Below are 20,770 nucleotides of genomic sequence, written 5' to 3'. Positions count from 1 at the left end.
CGAGGGCTACCCTTCTGGCGTGAGCAATGCGCCTACGGCTGAGAAGGCCGACGTAACCGACGGGCCCCGTCCGCGGCGGCTGATGTATGCGGCCGCGCTGAGCGGGCTGGAAGGGCTCGCGCTGGCGGTCGGCGGGGTGTGGATGCTCGTCCTCGGGCTCGCCGGGTCACCGGACGACAGGGGACAGGCGGTCACCGGGGGCATCACCGTGATCGTGCTGGCGTTGTTGCCCTTGATCGCCGCGCGCGGGCTGCTGCTGCGGAAGAGTTGGAGCCGGGGGCCTGCGGTGATCACTCAGATCATGGCGTTGCCGGTGGCCTACAGCCTGTTGCAGGCCGACAGCGCGGCCATTCCGGCGGGAATCGCGTTGGCCGCTGTGGCTGTGGCCTCGCTGGTGCTGCTGGTGAACCCCGCCACGACCCAGGCCCTTGGGGTCAAGGGGCCGGGGCGCAGCGACTGATCCACCGGCCGGTGGATCTACTCCTCGACCAGCAGCTTCTCCCGCAGCTGAGCCAGTGTCCTCGCCAGCAGCCGTGAGACGTGCATCTGGCTGATGCCGACCTCCTGGGCGATCTGGGACTGGGTCATGTTGCCGAAGAAGCGGAGGAGAAGGATCCGCTTCTCTCGGGGCGGGAGGTCTTCCAGAAGTGGCTTGAGGGACTCGCGGTACTCGACGCCCTCCAGGGCCTCGTCCTCCGCGCCGAGCGTGTCGGCGACCGCCGGGGACTCGTCGTCGGTGTCGGGGACGTCCAGGGACAGGGTGGAGTACGCGTTGGCCGACTCCAGGCCCTCCAGGACCTCCTCCTCCGAGATCGCGAGCTTCTCGGCCAGCTCGTGGACCGTGGGGGAGCGGCCGTGCTGCTGGGACAGCTCCGCCGTGGCGGTCGTGAGCGAGAGGCGCAGCTCCTGGAGACGCCGCGGGACGCGGACCGCCCAGCCCTTGTCGCGGAAGTGGCGCTTGATCTCGCCGACCACGGTCGGGGTGGCGTATGTGGAGAACTCCACGCCCCGTTCCGGGTCGAACCGGTCGACCGACTTGATCAGGCCGATGGTGGCGACCTGGGTGAGGTCGTCCAGCGGCTCTCCGCGGTTGCGGAACCGGCGCGCGAGGTGCTCCACGAGCGGCAGATGCATCCGGACCAGCTGATTGCGCAGCTCCGCGTACTCGGCGCTGCCCTCCTTCAGCTTGCGCAGCTCGATGAACAGGGCGCGCGCGCCGCTGCGGTCCTGAGGTTCATGCTGGGTCGCCTGCACAACCTCCACGGCCAGCGCCTCGTCCTCGGCGTGTCGCTCGTGCTCGCTCATCGTCCCGCCCGTCGCCCTTCCACGAGCCTTCGCCCCGGCTCGGTCCGGGGCCGCGACCCCGTTCCGCCCTTCCGGGGGCGGGCTCTGCGCGGCACCGTCCAGACCGATCCGCGCGGAGGGGTCCTCCGGGTGCGGCCTGGCCTGTTCCGGGATGCCGTCGATGCCGTCAGCCATGCGTCGGGAGCCGTCCTCGGGGCCTTCGCCCCCGGCCGACAGCTCCCGTGTGCCGCGCTCTTCGTCCCGCACCGGCCCGTCCCCGTTCCTCACGCCGGCCCGGGTCCCGCGCCGCGCTGTTTGTAGAGGCTGATCGACACGGTCCTGTCCTCGTCGACGGCCGACGAGACCTTGCCCGCCAGGGCCGAGAGCACGGTCCAGGCGAAGGTGTCGCGCGAAGGGGCGTGACCGTCCGTGGTCGGTGCGGAGACCGTGACCTCCAGCGAGTCGTCGACGAGGCGGAAGACACAACTGAGCACCGAGCCGGGAACGGCCTGCTGGAGCAGGATCGCGCAGGCCTCGTCCACGGCGATGCGCAGGTCCTCGATCTCGTCCAGGGTGAAGTCCAAGCGGGCCGCGAGACCGGCCGTGGCCGTCCGCAGCACCGACAGGTAGGCACCCGCAGCCGGCAGCCGGACTTCCACGAAGTCCTGGGTCGCGGGCTCGCCTGCGATCTGGGACACCCTCACCTCCATGGTGGTACAAGCTTTTCGGGGCCGAGGGTCGCCCCCCGGGTAACGCACTACGTGCTTCAGCGGTGACGCTACCGCGCTCCGAACTTTTCTGTCCCGGGACCCCAACCCCCTGGCGTCACTCACAGTAAACCTCTGGATACGCTCCGTGTCTAGGGGTCCGGCTTGCCCAATTGGGAAGAGCGCGCGCCGGGTTGACGTACCCCCGCGTCGAACCGTCGAACCGTCGGAACGGCGGTCTTCAGCAGCCGTAGTGCAGTGTCACACGAGGACGTGGTCGACGAAGCACCAGCGCCAGTCCTCGCCTGGCTCGAACGTCCGCATCACCGGGTGACCGGACGTCTCGTGGTGACCCGTCGCGTGTCTCCCCGGTGACGAGTCACAGCAGGCGACATGGCCGCAGGACAGACAGAGCCGAAGCTGGACCGGGTGCCAGCCCCGGGCGAGACACTCCGGGCAGGTCTTGTTCTGGGGTTCGGGTTCCGGGTGCGGCAGCGCGGAGGCGTGCATGCACTGTTTCATGATTGCCAGATTACGACGGGTGTGCGGGTGGCCGCGCGGAAAATGAGGGCGGGCGAGGACCATGGACGTGTTGCCACTGCTGTTGCTGGTGGCGGGAAGCGCGGCGATCGCCGGCGCGGCGCGGCGCACCCCGGTGCCGGCGCCCCTGCTGCTGGTCGCCGTCGGACTGGCGGTGTCGTACATCCCCGGAGTTCCCGACTACACGCTCGACCCGGACATCGTGCTGCCGCTGGTGCTGCCCCCGCTGCTGTACAAGGAGGGCACCGAGAGCTCGTACCTCGACCTGCGGGCGAACATGCGGCCCGTGGCGCTGCTGTCGGTGGGGTACGTGCTCTTCGCGACCTTCGTCGTCGGCTGGGCCGCCTACGCGATCGTGCCTGGGCTGCCGCTGCCCGCGGCGCTGGCACTGGGCGCGGTGCTGGCACCCACCGACGCCGTCGCGGCCGCCGCGATCGGCCGCCGGCTGGGCCTGCCGTCCCGGCTCACCACGATCCTGCAGGGCGAGTCCCTGCTGAACGACGCCACGGCGATCACCGCCTACCGCGTGGCCGTCGCGGCCGCCGTCGGCGAGGGCGCCTCGTGGGTCCACGGGGTCGGGGAGTTCCTGCTGGCCGCGTTCGGCGGCGTGCTGGTCGGCCTGGTGCTCATGGTGCCGATCCACTGGCTGCGCACGCATCTCAGGGAGCCCCTGCTGCAGAACACGCTGTCGCTGCTGATCCCGTTCGTCGCGTACGGCGTCGCCGAGCAGTTCCACGCCTCCGGTGTGCTGGCGGTCGTGGTGGTGGCCCTCTATCTCGGGCACCGCGCCTGGGAGGTCGACTTCGCCACCCGCCTCCAGGAGGAGGCGGTGTGGCGGATGGTCGCGTTCCTGCTCGAATCGGCGGTCTTCGCGCTGATCGGACTGCAGCTGCCGGTCGTCCTGAAGGGCCTCGGGGCGTACCAGGGCGTCGACGCCGCCTGGTACGCGATCGCCCTCTTCGTCGTCGTGGTCGTGACCCGGTTCGTGTGGATCTACCCGGCGGTGTTCCTGCCGCGCCTGCTGTCCCGGCGGATCCGTGAACGCGAGCAGGACCTCAGCTGGAGAAGCCCCATCGTCGCCTCCTGGGCGGCCATGCGTGGCGTGGTCTCGCTGGCCATCGCCTTCTCGCTCCCCCTCACCGTGCACGGCGGCGCCCCCTTCCCGCAGCGCAACCTGATCCTGTTCCTGACCTTCACGACCGTCATCGGAACCCTGGTGGTGCAGGGCCTCACGCTGGCCCCGCTGATCCGCCTGATGAAGTTCCCGCCCCGGGACGTGCAGGCCGAGACCCTCGCCGAGGCCAACGCCCAGGCGCAGGCGTCCCGCGCGGCCGAGAACCGCCTCGACGAACTCCTCTCCGACGACCGCAATGAGCTGCCGCCGTCGCTCGCGGACCGGCTGCGCACCGTCCTCGAACGCCGCCGCAACGCCGTCTGGGAACGCCTCGGCCAGACCAACCCCATCACCGGCGAGTCCGTCGACGAAACCTACCGCCGCCTGTCCCGGGACGTGATCAGCGTCGAACGCGAGGTCTTCGTCCGCCTCCGCGACCACCGTTACATCGACGACGAGATGCTCCGCACACTGCTGCGCCGGCTGGACCTGGAGGAGGCGGCGGCGTACCGGGAGGCGGCCTGAGCCCCCCGGCGGAAGCGCTGATCAGGCCGTGATGACCGCCGCCACCAGCGTCCCCCGCCGCCACGCGCCTTCCCCGGCCAGCTCGACAAGCCCATACAGCAATTTGGCGACATACATCCGCTCCACCGCCACCCCGTGCCGGTCCTCGAAGTCGCGGGCGAAGTCATCGAGTTCAGGCGTCGTCCGCGCGTACCCGCCGAAGTGGAACCGCCCGTCGAGCGACCAGTCCCCGCGCCGCCCCCCGAACGCCTCCCCCTGGAGCCGCTCCGTCTCCCCCTCCAGGAAACCGCCCCTGAGCACCGGTACCCCCAACGCCCGCTGCCCCGCGTCCAGCCCGGCGGCGAGCCCGGCCAGCGTGCCCCCGGTGCCGCACGCGACGGCCACCACGTCGGCCCGACCCCGCAACTCCTCGCCGAGGGCCCGGCATCCCCGTACCGCGGCCGCGTTGCTGCCGCCCTCCGGAACGACGTACGCGTCCTCGGCGCCCGTCGCCCGCAGCAGACCGGCCAGCACGTCCGGCTCGGCCTTGCGTCGGTACGTCGACCTGTCGACGAAGTGCAGACGCATGCCGTCGGCCGCACACCGCGCCAGCGCGGGGTTCAGCGGCCGGGCGCCCAGTTCCTCGCCCCGGACGACTCCCACCGTCGGAAAACCGAGAAGGCGGCCCGCCGCGGCCGTCGCCCGCAGATGGTTGGAGTACGCCCCGCCGAAAGTGACCACCGGCCGTCCGGCCGCCGCCTCGAGGTTCGGGACCAGCTTGCGCCATTTGTTGCCGACCAGGTCCGGGTGGATCAGGTCGTCCCGCTTGAGGAGGAGCCGGACGCCGTGGCGGGCGAACCGGTCGTCGGCCACCTCCTCAAGGGGGGACGGCAGCCGGGGGGTGAGTATGTCGGCGCTGGTCACGCCGTCATTGTCGCCCGCGGCGTGCACAAGGGGGTCACTTGAGGCGGTCCCGGACGCGCTCGCGCAGCCAGGCCATCGTGAAGCCGCGGGGGTCCACCTTCCCCGGCTGCCACTCCAAGTGGCCGATCACCGACCGCTCGGACCAGCCGTGCTGCCGGCACACCGCCGCGGCCACCTTCTCGACGGCCTCCAGCTGGGCCTCGGGCCAGGGGTCCTCGCCGTCGCCCATGTTCTCGCACTCGAAGCCGTAGAAGTGCCGGTTGCCGTCGGTGTTCGCCTCGTTGTCCGGGGGCAGGGCCTTCTCGGCGATCACGGCGCGCAGGACGTCGTCGTCGCCCGGCCCGGCGTGGTTGGCGCGGCCGTGGCCGACGAGGTGGACCGTGCCGTCCTTGGTGATGACGCCGTGGCACAGCGGGCCGGGGAGGTCGGGGCGGCCGTCGTAGCAGAGCCGGACCGTGTGTTCGGCGCCCCGGGTCACCGTGTGGTGGATCATCACGCCGTGGACGGGACCCCAGGGGCCCTTGTGGTTCCGGTTGTGTTCTCTCCAGTCGCCGACCTCGACGACCGTGATGCCCTCGTTCCGCAACGCGTCGAGGAAAGCGCCCGCGGACATGGGTGGGGCCATGACCGCCTCCTTCGTATTTGTACTGGCCTGTGCCGGAACTTCTACAGAAGGCGGGCCTCCCGGGCCAGCTGCCACGGAGGTGTTCGGATCGCGTGCGAGCCGATCCGGACAAGTCGCCATATCGCGTGTCCGGTGAGTGGGTATTCGCCCGACATGCCCAGTTGCTCGATGATCTATTCCCGCTCGTTCGGGTAATGGCCCCGACACGCTCCGTGATGACAGGGTGGGCGACGAGACCGAGGCGTGGGCAGTTCGGCGTCCGCGCAGGTATGGGAGGTCATTTCCTTATGTCGGTAGGCGAAGAGGTCCGCACGGATCAGGGCAAGCCGCAGCAGTCTCTGGACACGGCGGCAGCGCGGAACCTGGCCACCACAACCAAGTCCGCGCCCCAGATGCAGGAGATCAGCTCCCGCTGGCTCCTGCGGACACTGCCCTGGGTCGATGTCCAGGGCGGCACGTACCGGGTGAACCGGCGACTCACCTACACGGTCGGCGACGGCCGTATCACGTTCCTGAAGACCGGCGACCGTGTCGAGGTCATCCCCGCGGAGCTGGGCGAGCTGCCCATTCTGCGGTCGTACGAGGACCAGGAGGTGCTCGGGAAGCTCGCCCAGCGCTGCCGGCAGCGCGACTTCGCCGCGGGCGAGGTCATCGCCTCGTTCGGCAACCAGGCGGAGGAGGTCTATCTGCTGGCCCACGGCCGCGTCGAGACGATCGGCACCGGACCCTACGGCGACGACGCGGTGCTCGGCGTCCTCGCCGACGGCGCGCACTTCGGCGAACAGGCTCTGATCGACCCCGACGCCATCTGGGAGTACACCGCCCGCGCGGACACGGCCTGCACCGTGCTGGCCCTGTCCCGGCAGGACTTCGAGCAGGTCGCGGAGCGCGCCGACTCACTGCGCGAGCACCTTCAGCAGCTGCGCTCGATCCCCGAGCAGCGCACCAACAAGTACGGCGAGAAGGAGGTCGCCCTCGCGGCCGGCCACAGCGGCGAGCCCGACATCCCGCACACCTTCGTCGACTACGAGGCCCGGCCGCGTGAGTACGAGCTGAGCATCGCCCAGACCGTGCTGCGCATCCACACCCGCGTGGCCGACCTCTACAACCAGCCGATGAACCAGACCGAGCATCAGCTCCGGCTCACCGTCGAGGCGTTGAAGGAGCGCCAGGAGCACGAGCTGATCAACAACCCGGAGTTCGGTCTGCTCAGCAACTGCCAGTACGAACAGCGGCTGCAGCCGCACGACGGCGTGCCCGGTCCGGACGACATGGACGAGCTGCTCAGCCGTCGGCGCGGCACCAAGCTCTTCCTCGCCCACCCGCGCGCGATCGCCGCCTTCGGGCGTGAGCTCAACAAGCGCGGACTGGTCTCCGAGTCCGTCGAGATCGGCGGCAACCGCCTCCCGACCTGGCGCGGGGTCCCGATCTACCCGTGCAACAAGATCCCGGTCTCCGAGGCCCGGACCACCTCGATCATCGCCATGCGTACGGGCGAGTCGGACCAGGGTGTCATCGGGCTGCGCCAGTCCGGGATCCCCGACGAGATCGAGCCGAGCCTCTCGGTCCGCTTCATGGGCATCAACGAGCAGGCCATCATCAGTTACCTGGTCACGGCCTACTACTCGGCCGCCGTCCTGGTGCCCGACGCGCTCGGCGTGCTGGAGAACGTCGAGATCGGCCGCTGGAGGTGACGTTTCCGCACTTGGCGGCCGTGTTCCCGCCCTCCGGGGCGGGTACATCCTCGGGGTACGTGCCAAGCCGGGGCGCAGACGCCACCGTATGCGCACTCCGCGAGGGGGAGGCCATGGCCGAGTTCGTGACGGAGCGGCAGCAGCGAGCCACGGAGGTGCCGCCGGAGAGGTCCGAGTCCCTCGACGGGGCCGAGGCGGCGGCCATACTGGAGCGCACCCGGGCGTCCGTCGACCCCGAACTGTGCCTGGCCGTCGACTCGTTGCCCGGTTCGATGCGGCGGATCGCGCGCTACCACTTCGGGTGGGAGCACGCGGACGGCACCCCGGCGGCCGGCAACGCGGGCAAGGCCATCCGGCCCGCCCTCGTCCTCGCCGCCGCCGACGCGCTCGGCGGACCGGCGGCCCGCGCGGCCGCCGTACGGGCCGCGGCGGCCGTGGAGCTGGTGCACAACTTCACGCTGCTGCACGACGATGTCATGGACCGGGACACCTCCCGCCGGCACCGGCCCACGGCGTGGACCGTGTTCGGCGACGCCGACGCGATCCTCGCCGGGGACGCCCTCCTGGCCCTGGCCCTGCGGCTGCTCGCCGAGGATCCGCACCCGGCGTCCGGGGCGGCCGGCGCCCGGCTCGCACAGTGCGTCCTGGAACTGTGCGCCGGTCAGCACGCGGACACGGCCATGGAGGACCGGGCCCCCGGCGAGGTCACCCTCGACGAGGTGCTCGCCATGGCCGAGGCCAAGACCGGCGCCCTGCTCGGCTCCGCCTGCGCCCTGGGCGCGCTGTACGCGGTGGCGGGAGCGGAGGAGGTGGCGGCGCTCGACGCTTTCGGCCGGCAGGCCGGGCTCGCCTTCCAGCTGATCGACGACGTCATCGGGATATGGGGTGACCCGCGGCACACCGGCAAGCCGGCCGGCGCGGATCTGGCGGCCCGCAAGAAGTCCCTGCCGGTCGTCGCGGCCCTCACCTCCGGCACCCTGGCCGCGGGCGAACTCGCCGAGCTGTACGCCACACCGCATGTGCGGGCCGACGCCGACGAGATCACGCGTTCGGCACTGGCCGTGGCGCGGGCGGGAGGCCGCGACTGGGCGCAGGCCGAGGCGGCCGACCGGATGGCCCGGGCGATGCAGGAGCTCGCCCGGGCCGTACCAGATCCCGAGTCGGCCGGAGGCCTGCTCGCGCTCGCGGAGTTCGTGACCCGGCGCAGCAGATGAAGACCCCGGAGCCCCCGGGACCGCGCGGCTCCTGACCCCGCACGGCCCCCGGGGGCTCCGGCCTGACGGGTCCCGCACATCCCCACGGTGTGCGGGGCCCGCCGACTTCCGCCCCGGGGAGGCTCACCGATCTCCGGGAGAGGCGCTCGGCGTCACGGCACGATCGCGGCCACGATCCGCTCGACCAGCCCGTCCGGCACGTCCACGCCGGGCAGGACGCCCTCCAGTACGCCGGGCAGGGTGAGGTGCTCCAGGATCAGGCCGAGCATCGCCAGATAGAGCACGGTGACCGTGCCGGCGCCGCCGGGCAGACCGGCCTCCTGGTGGAAGCCGATGCCCTCCTCCAGGTCGCCGCGCACGGAGCGGGTGAACGAGGCACGCAGTTCGGGGCGCCGGGTGGCCTCCAGGCGCATCTCCAGCAGCGCGAGATAACCCGTGCGGTCGGCGGTCACGCGGCGCATGAGGTCCCGCATCAGGGCCGTCACCAGATCCCGGTCCCGGGGCGCGGCCAGCAGTCCGGCGAGCACCTCGGGGTCGGGCGCCAGCCGTTCGTGCAGCCGGGCGTCGATCTGGCGCAGCAGGTCGTCGCGGCCGGTGAAGTAGTTGGACGCCGTGCCGACGGGCGCTCCGGCCTCGGCGTCCACCGCCCGGAAGGTCAGTCCGCGCGCCCCCGCCCGGGCGAGCACCACGATCCCCGCCGCCACCAGCGCCGCCCGGCGCTCCGGATTGACCGCCATTCGGAGTCCCCTCTCTCACTTGCCCCCGTGCCACGAAACACCCTTGCAACCACTACGGATGAAGCACTACAACTGACGTGGTTCATACGACGTCTGCAGCCTACGAAAAGAGAACAGCTTGCGAAAGCTCACGTACTTCGTCGCCTGCTCGCTCGACGGCTTCATCGGCGAGCCCGGCGGCGACGCCTCCGCGATGTTCAGCTTCATGGACGAGGAGTACCTCGACTTCCTCAAGACGGAGTTCCCGGAGACCCTGCCCACGCACGCCGTGAGGGTGCCGCTCGGCATCGACCACCTCCCGAGCAAGCGGTACGACACCATCGTCCAGGGCCGGTCCAGTTACGACCTGGCGCTCAAGGAGGGCATCACCAGCCCCTACGCCCATCTGCGTCAGTACGTCGCCTCGCGCACCCTGGGCGAGTCGCCCGACCCGGACGTCGAGATCATCGCCTCCGACCTGGTCGGCCGGGTCCGCGAACTCAAGGCGGAGGACGGCGCGTTGGGCATCTGGCTGTGCGGCGGCGCCCAGGTGGCCGGCGCACTGGTCGACGAGATCGACGAACTCGTCATCAAGAGCTACCCGATCGTCTACGGCCGCGGCATGCCGATGTTCGCCTCGGGCGTCGACATCAAGGAGTTCACCCTCGACGAGGTCCGCGTCTTCCGGAGCGGCGTGGTCGTGCGCGCATACGGCAGGAGGCGCTGAACCCGGCCCCGGCCTACGCTGGGAGCATGGACAGCCAGGACCAGGTCTGTCCGGTCTGCGGACAGCCTGTCGTGAGTGTGGTGCGGCGGCACAAGACGCTGGGCGCCTGGGTTCCGGTCTGGGGGCCGGGGCCGTGCCGCAATCCGCACTGCGCCGAGTACACCGGACCGCCGAGCACGCGGGAGCAGTCACCGCCGCGGCCGGCGCCGCAGTCACCACCGCCCGAATCCGCCGGGGGGGATCCTGAGCCGGTGACGCGGCCCGCGCCGCCCGGCTGACGCCGTAGCGTGACCGCATGACCCGACTCCCGAACATCCTGCACCTCACCGAACGCTCCCTGTGGGAGGAGGCCCGCGCGCGGGGCGCCTACGAGATGTCCACCCGCGGCCGCACCCTCCAGGAGGAGGGCTTCATCCACTGCTCCACCACCGACCAACTCCCGCGCGTGGCGGCCTTCCTGTACGGCTCCTATGACGGCCCGGACGAGCTGGTGGTGCTGGTCGTGGACCCGGCCCTGGTCGGCGTACCGGTGAAGTGGGAGGCGGTGGAGCCGGGCGGGGAGGAGTTCCCGCACGTGTACGGGCCGATCCCGGTCACGGCTGTGGTGGAGGTGCGGCCCTGGGCGTGACGGCCGGGAGTCCGCCCGTCTCCGGGTCCCGGCCGGTCAGGCAGTAGACGCCGCCCGCGGGGTCGCGCATCACCGTCCAGTGCCGGCCGTCGGCCACGTGGACGGCGCCGAGTTCCTCGTGCCGGGCCCGCGTCGCCGCGACGTCCGCGCAGGCCAGGTCGAGGTGGGCGGCGGCGGGCCGCTCCTGGTCCAGCCGCTGGAGCAGGATCCTGACGGGCAGCCCGGCCGGTGGCCTGAGCACCCGGAACTCCGGCAGCGAACCGGTCAGCAGCTCCCAGCCGGTCAGCTCCGCCCAGAACGCGGTCTCCGTCTCGTACGCCGACGGCGCGATGTCGACACTGACCTGGTCGAGCCTGCTTCCCGCGACGACCGGCGGCCGTACCGCCTCCCCGTGCCAGGGCACCGCGCACCACAACTGTCCGGCGGGCGACTGCAGTACGGCCCAGCCCTCGTGCTCCGCGACCGGTTCGGCGCCGAGTGCCCGGGCCCGTTTCACAAGGCCCGGCACGTCCTGGGCGCACAGGTCCAGGTGGGCTCCGCCGGGGCCCGAGTCGACGCCCTGGAGCTTGACGCAGGCGTCGACTCCGCTGGCCGGCAGCAGCGTCACGAACTCGTCGTCCTCACCCCGGGGCGCGGAGAGGAAGGTGCCGGTGACGGCCGTCCAGAAGGCCTGGGCGGAGGCGAGGTGCGCGGCGGGGCGGTCGGCGAAGGCGTACGTCCAGCGGATGGTCATGGACGGGATCGTAGGGGCGCTCGCGGTGGCACTACTTCTCCCGGCGTTCCATGAACCGCAGCAGGTTCCCGGCCGGGTCCCGGAACGCGCAGTCCCGCACACCCCAGTGCTGGTCCGTCGGCTCCTGGATCACATCGCCGCCGTACTCCCGCACGCGCTCGTACAGGGCGTCGCAGTCGGTGGTGGAGAAGATGACCCCGCGCAGCATGCCCTTGGCGAGCAGTTCGGCCATGGCCTGCCGGTCGGCGGGGGAGGCGTCCGGGTTGGCGCCCGGCGGCTCCAGCACGATCTCCACGCCCGGCTGCTGGGGCGATCCGACGGTCACCCATCGCATCCCCTCGAACGCCACGTCGTTGTGGACCTCCAGGCCGAGGACGTCCCGGTAGAAGGCCAGTGCCTTGTCGTGGTCGTCGACGGCGATGAAACACTGCGCGAGTTTTACGTCCATGGGGCCAGGCTAGGGCGAGACGGGCCGCTGTGCGGGGTCAGCTCATGGCCCAGACGTGGGGCTCGTGGTCGGGGGGTGGGGCGAGCCGGGCGGCGGGGGCCGGGCTGCCGATGCCCGACGGCCCGCCGACGACCCCTTCGCGCAGCAGTCGTATCAACCGGCCCGAAAACGCGGTGCGTTCCTCCTCGGAGAGGGCGACGGCGACCTGGTCGCGCTGGGCGGAGGTCAGGACATACGTCCCGGCCACCCCCAGCTGGTCGATCCGCCCGGGGCTCAGGACGGAGATGATTGCAGTTGCCACGGACCCCCCCGAAGCGTTCACAGGCCTTGTCGGGCAACGGTGTTGACCTTGACGGCCAGTGTAGGGCCGGGGAGCGGAAAGTGACCTGGTCAGTACGGGCGGCGACGGGGCCGGGTGAACGTGCGCGCCACGCAGGTCGGGATCACCGTGCTCTCCTCGTGGTCCCGGGCCCGGTACGCGCTCGGCGTCTCCCCGACCAGCTCGGTGAACCGCGAGCTGAAGGACCCGAGTGAGGTACAGCCGACGGCCATGCACACCTCCGTCACCGTGAGATCGCCGCGCCGCAGCAGCGCCTTGGCCCGCTCGACCCGCCGGGTCATGAGGTAGCTGTACGGCGTCTCCCCGAAGGCCTTGCGGAAGCTGCGCTGGAAGTGCCCCGGGGACATCAGGGCCGTACGCGCGAGTCCGGTCATGTCGAGCGGCTCGGCGTACTCGCGGTCCATGCGGTCGCGCGCCCGGCGCAGCCGCCTCAGGTCCTCCAGGGTCATGGCCTCAGCATGGCATGCACATCCCGCACCTGGACCGGGTCTGTTCTTGAACGGTCGTTTGCCTCCGTCTGCCTTGGGTTCTCGCGTAATTGGCCCGTGCTTGTTTGCATAAAGCAATGGACCACTTGACGTTCCTCGTGGCGGTCGTGATCGTCGCGGCACTGGTCTGGGTGATCGCCTCCGCCGGTCTCGCCATCGCCCTCGGCACCTACATCGGCGGCTGGCGGATCATCCGCACCATGGGCAAGGGGCTGACCGAGATCCAGTCCCCGCAGGGCTTCGCGGCGGAGACGGCCTCCACGGCCGTCATCCTGACCTCCGCCCACCTCGGCTTCGCGCTCTCCACCACACAGGTCGCCTCCGGCTCCATCCTCGGCGCGGGCCTCGGCCGGCCTCTCGCGGAGGTCCGCTGGGGCGTCGCGGGCCGCATGGTGGCCGCCTGGCTGATCACCCTGCCGTGCGCCGCGCTGGTCGGCGGCGTCTCCGCGGCGGCCGTCAAGCACGGCGGCAACTTCGGCACGGTCGTGGTCGCGCTGGTCGGCGCCGCGCTCGCGACCGGCATCGTCGTCCTGTCGCGCCGCAACCCGGTCCACGCCGACAACGTGAACGACCACCACGAAGTCGCCATCCGCACCGTGGCACCGAGCAACGTCGGCACCGCCGCCTGAGTCACGGGAGTACCGCACCATGAGTATCGACTGGACCGCACTCGGGCAGGTCACCGCGGTGAGTATCGGAGTTACAGTCGCAGTGGCGGTTGTCTTCGCCCTCGGCGTCCTGGGGCTGGCCCGTTACGAGGGGGCCAAGGAGCAGGGCGGCACCAGTGCCGTGGGCGTCGCCCAGGCGGGGCTGTGCTTCGCCGCCTGCGTGGCGGTGGTGGCGTACAGCATCTACCTGATCGTGCCGCAGTTCCACTGACCCACTGAGCCGGAGGAGGACTGGATGACGATGCGGGACCTGCTGTCCGACCTTGCCGACCTGAAGGTCGACTACAGCGACCCGGACGACCCCGTACTCATCCGCCCGGACGGGTCCCCGATCGACACCTGGCGGGAGAACTACCCGTACCCGCAGCGCATGGAGCGCAAGGAGTACGAGTGGCACAAGCGGCTGCAGCAGATCGAACTGCTGAAGCTGCAGACCTGGGTCAAGGAGACCGGGCGCCGGATCGTCATAGTCTTCGAGGGACGGGACGCGGCCGGCAAGGGCGGCACCATCAAGCGCTTCACGGAGCACCTCAACCCCCGTGGTGCTCGGGTGGTGGCGTTGGTGAAGCCCACGGAACGCGAGAGCGGCCAGTGGTACTTCCAGCGCTACGTCGAACACCTCCCGACGGCCGGTGAGATCGTCCTCTTCGACCGGTCCTGGTACAACCGGGCCGGCGTCGAGCGGGTCATGGGCTTCTGCACGGACGACGAGTACCGGCGCTTCATGCGCCAGGCCCCGCTGTTCGAGCGGATGCTGGTGGACGACGGCGTGGACCTGGTGAAGTTCTGGTTCTCGGTCTCGCAGAGCGAGCAGCGGACCCGCTTCACCATCCGCCAGGTCGACCCGGTACGGCAATGGAAGCTCAGCCCGATGGACCTGGCCTCGCTGGACCGCTGGGACGACTACACGGCCGCGAAGGTCGCGATGTTCCGGGAGACGGACACCGAGTACGCCCCCTGGACGGTGGTGAAGAGCAACGACAAGAAGCGCGCCCGGGTCGAGGCCATGCGCAGCGTCCTGGCCCGCTTCGACTACGCCGACAAGGACGAGGAGGTCGTCGGCAGCCCGGACCCGCGGATCGTGGGTGCGGCGGCGGGCCTCCTGGAGGCCGGCGAGGACGACCACGACGACCGGCACTAGCACCGACCAGCACCATGAGGCCGACCGGATCTCCGGCCGGCCTCTTTGCTTATGGGAATCGATTGCACACGACCACGTGGCCGCTCATGCCGTTCGGTGACCGGGCATTCCTGCCACACCTCGGAGAGGTGGTCATAGAAGGCGCCCAGGCGTGGCCCTCCTGAACACGGGGCGGTGCAGCGTCATCTCGCCGACGGGACCGAGGTGAGCGCCGGAGGGCGGGACGGGTGCCGTGTCGTCACCGAGGTCGGCGTCGGCGTCGTACAGCGCCATGGGGCGTCGGCCTCTGAGGTACGGTGCTGCGCGCCCCGATGCGACGACCGCCGCCGCTCCCGCACCGGCCCCGTTCGCCCGGTCCCGTCGGCTGAGCCCGGCTCAGGCGGGCCGCCAGGGGGCTTCGGTTTCCTGTGGCGCGTCGTCCTCTTCGGGGTTCCAGTTGGTTTCCCTGATCTCCGTCAACAGCGCCTCGCGCTGCCGCCGGGAGAGGGAGTCCTCGTTGACGCTGTGCATGCCCCACGGGATGGGGCAGGGCCCCTCATGGTTGGGGTCAGGGCACAGGACTTCTGAAATGCGGTCCATCAGTTCCGCGTGCTGAGCAGCCGTGGCGATGAGCGCGATCTTCACCTGCCAGAGCCTGGGCTGCTCCGCGGGCTCCTGCGTGGGGTCGGGCACGACGGCTGTCCTCGTCTCCGGGCCTGGTCCGGGCAAAAAAAGCCCGCACCCGGACCGTCAGGACACCGTGCTCGGCGACTTGCGGACCGGGTGCGGGCAAGGCAGACCAGAAGATCAGGCCTTCTTGGTCTCCCAGAAGATCTTGTCGATCTCGGCGATGAGCTCAAGGGCCTTCTCGCCGGTCTTCGGGTCCGTGGACGCCTTGGCGGCGGACAGGGCCTTCAGAGTGTCGTTGACCAGCTGGTGCAGCTGCGGGTACTTCTCGAAGTGCGGGGGCTTGAAGTAGTCGCTCCAGAGCACCGACACGTGGTGCTTGGCGAGCTCGGCGCGCTGCTCCTTGATGACGGTGGCGCGAGCCTGGAAGTGCGGGTCGTCGTTGGCGGCCATCTTTTCCTGGATGGCCTTCACCGACTCCGCCTCGATGCGGGCCTGGGCCGGGTCGTACACGCCGCAGGGCAGGTCGCAGTGCGCGCTGACCTTGACCTTGGGGGCAAACAGGCGGGAAAGCATGGAGCATTCCTTCCTCGTGATCGTCTTCTCAGGTGGGACATTACTCCCTGGGAAGCCTGTTTTCGCGAGTGCCCCCATGGGCTTAGGACAAAAGTCCAGGGTCAGACTGAGACTGGTGGAGGAACGGACCGGGGAGGTGCCGGCGATGCCGGAGCTGTCGCAGGAGACCGAGCGGGGGAGGGGCGCCGCGCCCTTCGGGCTGGCCGAGGTGACGGGCCCCTCGATGGTGCCCACGCTGTACCAGGGGGATCAGCTCCTGGTGCGGTACGGGGCCCGGGTGAGGGCCGGTGACGTCGTCGTCCTGCGCCACCCTTTCCAGCAGGACCTGCTGGTCGTCAAGCGGGCCGTGGAGCCGCGCGAGGGCGGCTGGTGGGTGCTCGGGGACAACGCGTACGCGGGCGGGGACAGCACGGACTACGGGACCGTGCCGGAGGAACTGATCCTCGGCCGCGCCCTGTTCCGCTGGCGGCCGCTCAGGGCCGGTCAGCGTTCGCCGCTCGCGCTGGTGCGCTGGGCGCTCTCGGCGGCCCGCCCGGTGCTCGCCGACCGCTCGGGCAGGTCGGGCCGTTCGGCCTCCAGACGTTTCCGGGCCCGGTAGGCGGCCACGTTGGCGCGGGTCGCGCAGCGGTCCGAGCAGTAGCGCCGGGAGCGGTTGGTGGAGGTGTCGAGGTAGGCGTTGCGGCACGGTGCCGCCTCGCACAGGCCGAGCCGGTCGACGCCGTACGCGGTGAGGTGGAACGCCAGGCCCATCGCCGCGATCGCCGCATAGCCCGCGGTGGCGTTGGAGGGGTGGTCGGCCAGGTGCATGTGCCACAGCGGGCGGCCGTCCTCGTCCCGGTAGTCGTGGCCGGAGATCTGCGGCGACACCGGGAATTCGAGCAGCAGTGAGTTCAGCAGGTCCACGGCCAGCGTCTCGTCGCCCGTGTCGGCCGCCTCGAAGACCGCGCGCAGCCGGGCCCGTACCGAACGGAAGCGCGTGACATCGGCGTCGGTGGTGCGGCGGGCCGCCGACGCGTTGACGCGGAAGAGATCGCGGACGGCCTCGACCGAGGTCAGGGAGTCCTTGCCCCGGGCGGGTTCCTCGCTGTTGACGAGACGGACAGCGTAATCCGAGTAATAGGCCAGTTCCACTTGTAGTCCTTACGGGGGTGCTCTACGGTCTGTGGTGCGGTCGGGTAACAGACGGTCGTACTTCCAGGGTATTACGGGACTTGTGCGGCGGAGGGCTGCCATGACGGACGCGCGGACGATCACGACCGGGACCGACTGGGGCGCCTGGCAGAAGAGCTGGGACCGGCAGCAGGAGTGGTACATGCCGGACCGCGAGGAACGCTTCCGGATCATGCTCGACATGGTCGAGGCGCTCGTCGGTACGGCTCCCCGGGTCCTCGACCTGGCGTGCGGCACCGGCAGCATCAGCGCCCGGCTGCTGGCCCGCTTCCCGGAGGCGCTGAGCGTCGGAGTCGACCTCGACCCTGCCCTCCTCGCCATCGCCGAGGGCAGCTTCGCGGGCGACGAGCGGGCCACGTTCGTCTCCGCCAACCTCAAGGACCCCGAGTGGCCCACGAGGCTGCCGTACGACTCGTACGACGCCGTCCTGACCGCCACGGCCCTGCACTGGCTGCACAGCGAACCCCTCGCGGCCCTCTACGGTCAGATCGCGGAACTCGTCCGCGACGGCGGTGTCCTCATGAACGCGGACCACATGATCGACGACAGCACACCCCGGATCAACGCGGCGGAACGGGCGCAGCGGCATCGCCGGATGGATCAGGCCAAGGAGTCGGGGGCGCTCGACTGGGCCGAGTGGTGGCAGCTGGCCGCGAAGGACCCGGTGCTGGCCGGGCCGACGGCCCGCCGGTTCGGGATCTACGGCGAGCACGCCGAGGGTGACATGCCGTCGGCGGCCTGGCACGCGCGCGTGCTGCGGGACAAGGGGTTCGGGGAGGCACGGGCGGTGTGGTGCTCGCCGTCGGACACGCTGCTGCTCGCGGTCAAGTAAGCGCCGAAGGGGCGGCACGAGCATCCTCGTACCGCCCCTTTCGCGTCGTACCGCGCCTTAGCCCCGGACCGGGCCTTACCGTCGCACCGCGTCCGAACCGTCGTACCCGCTACAGCACCTTCGACAGGAACGACTTCGTCCGGTCGTGCTGCGGATTGGTCAGTACGTCGCGGGGGTGGCCGGACTCGACCACCACGCCGTCGTCCATGAAGACCAGGCTGTCGCCGACCTCGCGGGCGAAGCCCATCTCGTGGGTGACGACGATCATCGTCATGCCGTCCTCGGCCAGGTCCCGCATCACGTCCAGGACCTCGCCGACCAGCTCCGGGTCGAGCGCGGAGGTCGGCTCGTCGAAGAGCATCAGCTTCGGCTGCATGGCGAGGGCGCGGGCGATCGCGACGCGCTGCTGCTGGCCGCCGGAGAGCTGCGCCGGGTAGTGGCCCTTGCGGTCGCCCAGGCCCACCCGGTCGAGGAGCCGCTCCGCGCGCTCCCGTGCCACCGCCCGGGACTCGCGCTTGACCTGGACCGGCGCCTCCATCACGTTCTCCAGGGCCGTCATGTGCGGGAAGAGGTTGAAGCGCTGGAACACCATGCCGATGTCCCGCCGCTGCGCCGCGACCTCCTTCTCCTTCAGCTCGTACAGCTTGTCGCCGTGCTGGCGGTAGCCGACCAGATGGCCGTCGACGTACAGGCGGCCGGCGCTGATCTTCTCCAGATGGTTGATGCACCGCAGGAACGTGCTCTTGCCGGACCCGGACGGGCCGATCAGGCAGAACACCTCGCGCGGCAGCACCTCCAGGTCGATGCCCTTGAGGATGTGCGCCAGCCCGAACGACTTGTGCACGCCCTCGGCCTTGACCATCGGCGCGCCGCTGCTCGGCGGGGTGATGTCCTTGGCGAGACCGGTCATCGGGCCACCTCCGGGCGACGGAACGAACCGAACAGTCGGAGGTTCTTCTTCAGGCGTTGGAACGGCGTCGGCGGCAGGCTGCGCGTGGAACCGCGGGCGTAACGGCGCTCGAGGTAGTACTGGCCGACGCTGAAGACGCTGGTGAGGATCAGGTACCAGATCGACGCGACGAAGTACATCTCCACGACCGCCAGCGAGGTGCTGGAGATGTCCTGGGCACGCTTGATCAGTTCGTTGAACTGCACCGCGTACGCCAGCGACGAGGTCTTGAGCATGTTGATGAACTCGTTGCCGGTCGGCGGCACGATCACACGCATCGCCTGCGGCAGGATCACCCGGCGCAGCGTCTGGCCGCTGGTCATGCCCAGCGCGTGCGAGGCCTCGGTCTGGCCCTCGTCGACCGACTGGATGCCCGCCCGGACGATCTCCGACATGTACGCGGCCTCGTTCAGGCCCAGACCCAGCAGCGCCGCCAGGAACGGCGTCATGACCTGGTTCATTTCGTCCTTGTAGAACCCCAGGTTGAGGATGGGGAACACGAGGGACAGGTTGTACCAGAGCAGCAGCTGCACCAGCACCGGCGTACCGCGGAAGAACCAGACGTACAGCCACCCCACGGTGCTGGTGACCGGGTTCGAGGACATCCGCATCACCGCGAGGATGATGCCGAGTACCAGGCCCAGGACCATCGCGAGCACCGAGATGTACAGCGTGTGCCAGACGCCGGACAGGATGGTCCCGTCCGTGAGGTAGTCCGGGATGATGCTGTAGTTGATGTTCGCGTTGGAGAAGGCGATACCGATCAGCACCAGGACGGCGATGACGGCGGCGCCGGCCACCCAGCGGCCGTAGTGGCGCACCGGGATGGCCTTGATCTGCTCCGGCGGCACCGACGGCGCCGGAGTCTTGTCGACCGTGTCAGTCACAGTGGCAGCCCTTCAGTCTTGCCCGAGGTGATCAGGAGCCGCCGTTGATCTTCGCCTCGGTGACCGCGCCCTGCGTGACATTCCACTTCGCCAGGATCTTCTGGTACTCGCCGTTCTTGATGATCGCGTTCACGGCGGCCTGGAGGGCGTCACGCAGCTGGGTGTTCTCCTTGGTGACGGCGATGCCGTAGGGGCCGGCCTCGATCTGGGCGCCGACGACCTCGAAGTCCTTGCCGCCGCCGGAGGTCTTGGCGTTGTAGGCCGCGACCGGGAAGTCGTTCAGGTCGGCGACGGACGCGCCCTGCTTCAGACGGAGCAGCGCCTCGGGGTCGGTGTCGAAGGTCTGCAGGGTGATGGCCTTCTTGCCGTCCTTCGTGCACTTCGTGCTCTGCGCCTTGGCGATGCCCTCGGAGGTGGTGCCCTGCTGCAGGGCGACGACCTGACCGCACAGGTCGTCCAGGGACTGGATGCCCTTGGGGTTGCCCTTCTGGACGAGGATCGAGGTGCCGGCGGTGAAGTAGTCGACGAAGTCGACGCCGTTGCCGACCTTCTTGCCGGTGTCGGAGTCGATACCGTTCTGGCGGTCCTTGGTGTCGTTCATCGCCGACATCACCATGTCGAACCGCTTGGACTGCAGACCCACGATGAGCTGGGCGAACTTGCCGTTCTGGAAATCGAACCTGACGCCCAGCTGCTTGCCCAGCGCCTCCGCGATGTCCGGGTCGACACCGACGGCCTTGCCGCTCTCCATGTACTCGACCGGCGGGTAGGCGATGTCGGAGCCCACCTTGATCACACCGGCCTTGCGGATGTCGTCCGGCAGCTTGCTCGCCAGCGGGGCCGATGAGGACGAGGACGAGCCGGTACCACTGCCCTTGTCCGTCTGGTCACCGCAGCCGGTGAGGATCAGGGCGCCTGCGACCGCAATCGCACCGAACGCGGCGGTCCTGGAGCGCGCGACGGTGGTACGACGGGTGGAGCTAGCGGTCATGTGGGTTCCTCCGCGGCGGTGAATTGAACAAGCCGATATACCGATGTGTCCGATATATCGATATGCCGATGGGTCGACGGAAACACACACCTTCGGGTGTCGCGACCTCGTGGGTTTACGGCATCCTGCCATTGGGATTGCCCCATACAGGCGTGTCACCATGTCAAAATCGGATAACGGGTGACCCCCGAGACGCGTCAGGTCGGCTCTTCCCCGGCCCGTCGCCCCCGCGCATCTGCGGAAATCCCGCCTTCCGGCCGGAAG

General features: G+C 70.1%; 27 protein-coding genes and 1 pseudogene. 12 read left to right on the top strand and 16 right to left on the bottom strand.

Going from position 1 to position 20,770, the window contains the following annotated elements:
• Window positions 1-82: 82 nt before the first annotated feature.
• On the top strand, window positions 83-460 hold the full coding sequence (locus ABZ396_RS01170; protein WP_358919286.1) for a hypothetical protein: 378 nt from the start codon (window positions 83-85) through the stop codon (window positions 458-460).
• Between the two features lie 17 nt (window positions 461-477).
• Here ABZ396_RS01170 and ABZ396_RS01165 read toward each other — a convergent pair whose 3' ends face one another.
• The 3 genes from ABZ396_RS01165 to ABZ396_RS01155 all read right to left on the bottom strand — a co-directional run bounded on the left by ABZ396_RS01165 (window position 478) and on the right by ABZ396_RS01155 (window position 2,513).
• Window positions 478-1,572, bottom strand: coding sequence for an RNA polymerase sigma factor SigF (locus tag ABZ396_RS01165; protein WP_358919169.1), 1,095 nt, complete (start codon window positions 1,570-1,572; stop codon window positions 478-480).
• Window positions 1,569-1,982 (bottom strand): anti-sigma factor, encoded by a 414-nt coding sequence (locus ABZ396_RS01160; protein ID WP_006136266.1) that lies wholly within the window; start codon window positions 1,980-1,982, stop codon window positions 1,569-1,571. The genes ABZ396_RS01165 and ABZ396_RS01160 overlap by 4 nt, the downstream gene beginning before the upstream one ends.
• Window positions 1,983-2,252: 270 nt before the next feature.
• Window positions 2,253-2,513, bottom strand: coding sequence for a UBP-type zinc finger domain-containing protein (locus tag ABZ396_RS01155; RefSeq protein ID WP_358919167.1), 261 nt, complete (start codon window positions 2,511-2,513; stop codon window positions 2,253-2,255).
• Between the two features lie 61 nt (window positions 2,514-2,574).
• On the opposite strand from ABZ396_RS01155, the gene ABZ396_RS01150 reads away from it, so the two are divergent.
• Entirely contained in the window at window positions 2,575-4,170 is a 1,596-nt protein-coding gene (locus ABZ396_RS01150) for a Na+/H+ antiporter (protein ID WP_358919165.1), read from the top strand.
• Window positions 4,171-4,191: 21 nt separating this feature from the next.
• Here the strand turns inward: ABZ396_RS01150 and ABZ396_RS01145 are convergent, their stop codons facing one another.
• The gene (locus ABZ396_RS01145; protein WP_358919163.1) at window positions 4,192-5,073 is read right to left on the bottom strand and encodes a pyridoxal-phosphate dependent enzyme; all 882 of its coding nucleotides are present in this window, start codon (window positions 5,071-5,073) and stop codon (window positions 4,192-4,194) included.
• A gap of 34 nt (window positions 5,074-5,107) precedes the next feature.
• The gene (locus ABZ396_RS01140) at window positions 5,108-5,698 is read right to left on the bottom strand and encodes an N-acetylmuramoyl-L-alanine amidase (protein WP_358919162.1); all 591 of its coding nucleotides are present in this window, start codon (window positions 5,696-5,698) and stop codon (window positions 5,108-5,110) included.
• 287 nt (window positions 5,699-5,985) lie between these two features.
• Between ABZ396_RS01140 and ABZ396_RS01135 the strand changes: the two genes are divergently transcribed.
• Both ABZ396_RS01135 and ABZ396_RS01130 read left to right on the top strand, forming a co-directional pair.
• Window positions 5,986-7,392: a family 2B encapsulin nanocompartment shell protein gene (locus ABZ396_RS01135; RefSeq protein WP_358919160.1), complete on the top strand. Its 1,407-nt coding sequence runs from the start codon at window positions 5,986-5,988 to the stop codon at window positions 7,390-7,392.
• Window positions 7,393-7,505: 113 nt separating this feature from the next.
• On the top strand, window positions 7,506-8,606 hold the full coding sequence (locus tag ABZ396_RS01130) for a family 2 encapsulin nanocompartment cargo protein polyprenyl transferase (protein WP_358919158.1): 1,101 nt from the start codon (window positions 7,506-7,508) through the stop codon (window positions 8,604-8,606).
• Between the two features lie 152 nt (window positions 8,607-8,758).
• Here ABZ396_RS01130 and ABZ396_RS01125 read toward each other — a convergent pair whose 3' ends face one another.
• Complete coding sequence (locus ABZ396_RS01125) at window positions 8,759-9,343, bottom strand: TetR/AcrR family transcriptional regulator (protein ID WP_358919157.1); 585 nt, start codon at window positions 9,341-9,343, stop codon at window positions 8,759-8,761.
• A gap of 118 nt (window positions 9,344-9,461) precedes the next feature.
• Here ABZ396_RS01125 and ABZ396_RS01120 point away from each other — a divergent pair, with 118 nt between their 5' ends.
• Genes ABZ396_RS01120 through ABZ396_RS01110 form a run of 3 tightly spaced genes read left to right on the top strand, consistent with a single transcriptional unit; the run spans window position 9,462 to window position 10,677 of the window.
• Window positions 9,462-10,049 carry a dihydrofolate reductase family protein gene (locus tag ABZ396_RS01120; protein WP_358919155.1) on the top strand — a complete coding sequence of 196 codons (588 nt, stop codon included), beginning with the start codon at window positions 9,462-9,464 and terminating at the stop codon, window positions 10,047-10,049.
• A 26-nt stretch (window positions 10,050-10,075) separates the two neighbouring features.
• Window positions 10,076-10,327, top strand: coding sequence for a hypothetical protein (locus ABZ396_RS01115; RefSeq protein ID WP_358919153.1), 252 nt, complete (start codon window positions 10,076-10,078; stop codon window positions 10,325-10,327).
• Between the two features lie 17 nt (window positions 10,328-10,344).
• Entirely contained in the window at window positions 10,345-10,677 is a 333-nt protein-coding gene (locus ABZ396_RS01110) for a DUF952 domain-containing protein (protein WP_358919151.1), read from the top strand.
• Here the strand turns inward: ABZ396_RS01110 and ABZ396_RS01105 are convergent.
• The 4 genes from ABZ396_RS01105 to ABZ396_RS01090 all read right to left on the bottom strand — a co-directional run bounded on the left by ABZ396_RS01105 (window position 10,643) and on the right by ABZ396_RS01090 (window position 12,647).
• Entirely contained in the window at window positions 10,643-11,410 is a 768-nt protein-coding gene (locus tag ABZ396_RS01105) for a VOC family protein (protein WP_358919150.1), read from the bottom strand. The two genes, ABZ396_RS01110 and ABZ396_RS01105, sit on opposite strands and share 35 nt — an antisense overlap.
• A 31-nt stretch (window positions 11,411-11,441) precedes the next feature.
• Complete coding sequence (locus tag ABZ396_RS01100) at window positions 11,442-11,858, bottom strand: VOC family protein (protein ID WP_358919149.1); 417 nt, start codon at window positions 11,856-11,858, stop codon at window positions 11,442-11,444.
• Window positions 11,859-11,895: 37 nt separating this feature from the next.
• Window positions 11,896-12,159, bottom strand: a complete 264-nt coding sequence (locus ABZ396_RS01095; RefSeq protein WP_358919148.1) for a hypothetical protein — start codon at window positions 12,157-12,159, stop codon at window positions 11,896-11,898.
• A gap of 89 nt (window positions 12,160-12,248) precedes the next feature.
• Complete coding sequence (locus ABZ396_RS01090; protein ID WP_358919146.1) at window positions 12,249-12,647, bottom strand: helix-turn-helix transcriptional regulator; 399 nt, start codon at window positions 12,645-12,647, stop codon at window positions 12,249-12,251.
• A 164-nt stretch (window positions 12,648-12,811) separates the two neighbouring features.
• Between ABZ396_RS01090 and ABZ396_RS01085 the strand changes: the two are divergent.
• The 3 genes and pseudogenes from ABZ396_RS01085 to ppk2 form a co-directional block, all read left to right on the top strand.
• Window positions 12,812-13,315, top strand: a pseudogene (locus tag ABZ396_RS01085) (inorganic phosphate transporter); the annotation flags it as partial.
• Window positions 13,316-13,334: 19 nt separating this feature from the next.
• On the top strand, window positions 13,335-13,565 hold the full coding sequence (locus tag ABZ396_RS01080; protein ID WP_358919144.1) for a hypothetical protein: 231 nt from the start codon (window positions 13,335-13,337) through the stop codon (window positions 13,563-13,565).
• Between the two features lie 24 nt (window positions 13,566-13,589).
• Window positions 13,590-14,495, top strand: coding sequence for a polyphosphate kinase 2 (gene ppk2 / locus ABZ396_RS01075; protein ID WP_358919143.1), 906 nt, complete (start codon window positions 13,590-13,592; stop codon window positions 14,493-14,495).
• Window positions 14,496-14,870: 375 nt separating this feature from the next.
• On the opposite strand, the gene ABZ396_RS01070 is transcribed toward ppk2, so the two are convergent.
• Together ABZ396_RS01070 and sodN are read right to left on the bottom strand one after the other, a co-directional pair.
• Entirely contained in the window at window positions 14,871-15,167 is a 297-nt protein-coding gene (locus ABZ396_RS01070; RefSeq protein ID WP_358919141.1) for a hypothetical protein, read from the bottom strand.
• 114 nt (window positions 15,168-15,281) lie between these two features.
• The gene (gene sodN / locus ABZ396_RS01065) at window positions 15,282-15,677 is read right to left on the bottom strand and encodes a superoxide dismutase, Ni (protein WP_352219867.1); all 396 of its coding nucleotides are present in this window, start codon (window positions 15,675-15,677) and stop codon (window positions 15,282-15,284) included.
• Window positions 15,678-15,822: 145 nt separating this feature from the next.
• Here sodN and sodX point away from each other — a divergent pair, with 145 nt between their 5' ends.
• Window positions 15,823-16,275 carry a nickel-type superoxide dismutase maturation protease gene (gene sodX / locus ABZ396_RS01060; protein ID WP_358919284.1) on the top strand — a complete coding sequence of 151 codons (453 nt, stop codon included), beginning with the start codon at window positions 15,823-15,825 and terminating at the stop codon, window positions 16,273-16,275.
• On the opposite strand, the gene ABZ396_RS01055 is transcribed toward sodX, so the two are convergent.
• Window positions 16,161-16,808, bottom strand: a complete 648-nt coding sequence (locus ABZ396_RS01055; RefSeq protein WP_358919140.1) for a CGNR zinc finger domain-containing protein — start codon at window positions 16,806-16,808, stop codon at window positions 16,161-16,163. The genes sodX and ABZ396_RS01055 overlap by 115 nt on opposite strands.
• A 100-nt stretch (window positions 16,809-16,908) precedes the next feature.
• Here ABZ396_RS01055 and ABZ396_RS01050 point away from each other — a divergent pair, with 100 nt between their 5' ends.
• The gene (locus ABZ396_RS01050) at window positions 16,909-17,679 is read left to right on the top strand and encodes a methyltransferase domain-containing protein (protein ID WP_358919138.1); all 771 of its coding nucleotides are present in this window, start codon (window positions 16,909-16,911) and stop codon (window positions 17,677-17,679) included.
• 109 nt (window positions 17,680-17,788) lie between these two features.
• Here the strand turns inward: ABZ396_RS01050 and ABZ396_RS01045 are convergent, their stop codons facing one another.
• From ABZ396_RS01045 to ABZ396_RS01035, 3 genes are read right to left on the bottom strand one after another with little or no spacing between them, the layout of a single operon-like run.
• Window positions 17,789-18,589, bottom strand: a complete 801-nt coding sequence (locus tag ABZ396_RS01045; RefSeq protein ID WP_358919137.1) for an amino acid ABC transporter ATP-binding protein — start codon at window positions 18,587-18,589, stop codon at window positions 17,789-17,791.
• A complete protein-coding gene (locus tag ABZ396_RS01040; protein ID WP_352219871.1) occupies window positions 18,586-19,515 on the bottom strand; it encodes an amino acid ABC transporter permease in 930 nt (309 codons plus the stop codon). The genes ABZ396_RS01045 and ABZ396_RS01040 overlap by 4 nt, the downstream gene beginning before the upstream one ends.
• Before the next feature lie 31 nt (window positions 19,516-19,546).
• Entirely contained in the window at window positions 19,547-20,506 is a 960-nt protein-coding gene (locus ABZ396_RS01035; RefSeq protein ID WP_358919135.1) for an ABC transporter substrate-binding protein, read from the bottom strand.
• Window positions 20,507-20,770: the final 264 nt, after the last annotated feature.

It is taken from the genome of Streptomyces sp. NPDC005866 (assembly GCF_040629895.1).
Classification (GTDB): domain Bacteria; phylum Actinomycetota; class Actinomycetes; order Streptomycetales; family Streptomycetaceae; genus Streptomyces.
The sequence above is the reverse complement of the archived record's forward strand: the minus strand, read 5'-3'. Positions and strand labels throughout refer to the sequence as shown.

Coding starts and splice junctions, on each gene's coding strand:
- ABZ396_RS01170 (WP_358919286.1), top strand. CDS start 83: ATGTATGCGGCCGCGCTGAGCGGGCTGGAAGGGCTCGCGCTGGCGGTC.
- ABZ396_RS01155 (WP_358919167.1), bottom strand. CDS start 2,513: ATGAAACAGTGCATGCACGCCTCCGCGCTGCCGCACCCGGAACCCGAA.
- ABZ396_RS01150 (WP_358919165.1), top strand. CDS start 2,575: ATGGACGTGTTGCCACTGCTGTTGCTGGTGGCGGGAAGCGCGGCGATC.
- ABZ396_RS01140 (WP_358919162.1), bottom strand. CDS start 5,698: ATGGCCCCACCCATGTCCGCGGGCGCTTTCCTCGACGCGTTGCGGAAC.
- ABZ396_RS01135 (WP_358919160.1), top strand. CDS start 5,986: ATGTCGGTAGGCGAAGAGGTCCGCACGGATCAGGGCAAGCCGCAGCAG.
- ABZ396_RS01130 (WP_358919158.1), top strand. CDS start 7,506: ATGGCCGAGTTCGTGACGGAGCGGCAGCAGCGAGCCACGGAGGTGCCG.
- ABZ396_RS01125 (WP_358919157.1), bottom strand. CDS start 9,343: ATGGCGGTCAATCCGGAGCGCCGGGCGGCGCTGGTGGCGGCGGGGATC.
- ABZ396_RS01115 (WP_358919153.1), top strand. CDS start 10,076: ATGGACAGCCAGGACCAGGTCTGTCCGGTCTGCGGACAGCCTGTCGTG.
- ABZ396_RS01110 (WP_358919151.1), top strand. CDS start 10,345: ATGACCCGACTCCCGAACATCCTGCACCTCACCGAACGCTCCCTGTGG.
- ABZ396_RS01105 (WP_358919150.1), bottom strand. CDS start 11,410: ATGACCATCCGCTGGACGTACGCCTTCGCCGACCGCCCCGCCGCGCAC.
- ABZ396_RS01100 (WP_358919149.1), bottom strand. CDS start 11,858: ATGGACGTAAAACTCGCGCAGTGTTTCATCGCCGTCGACGACCACGAC.
- ABZ396_RS01090 (WP_358919146.1), bottom strand. CDS start 12,647: ATGACCCTGGAGGACCTGAGGCGGCTGCGCCGGGCGCGCGACCGCATG.
- ABZ396_RS01080 (WP_358919144.1), top strand. CDS start 13,335: ATGAGTATCGACTGGACCGCACTCGGGCAGGTCACCGCGGTGAGTATC.
- ppk2 (WP_358919143.1), top strand. CDS start 13,590: ATGACGATGCGGGACCTGCTGTCCGACCTTGCCGACCTGAAGGTCGAC.
- sodN (WP_352219867.1), bottom strand. CDS start 15,677: ATGCTTTCCCGCCTGTTTGCCCCCAAGGTCAAGGTCAGCGCGCACTGC.
- sodX (WP_358919284.1), top strand. CDS start 15,823: ATGCCGGAGCTGTCGCAGGAGACCGAGCGGGGGAGGGGCGCCGCGCCC.
- ABZ396_RS01050 (WP_358919138.1), top strand. CDS start 16,909: ATGACGGACGCGCGGACGATCACGACCGGGACCGACTGGGGCGCCTGG.
- ABZ396_RS01045 (WP_358919137.1), bottom strand. CDS start 18,589: ATGACCGGTCTCGCCAAGGACATCACCCCGCCGAGCAGCGGCGCGCCG.
- ABZ396_RS01035 (WP_358919135.1), bottom strand. CDS start 20,506: ATGACCGCTAGCTCCACCCGTCGTACCACCGTCGCGCGCTCCAGGACC.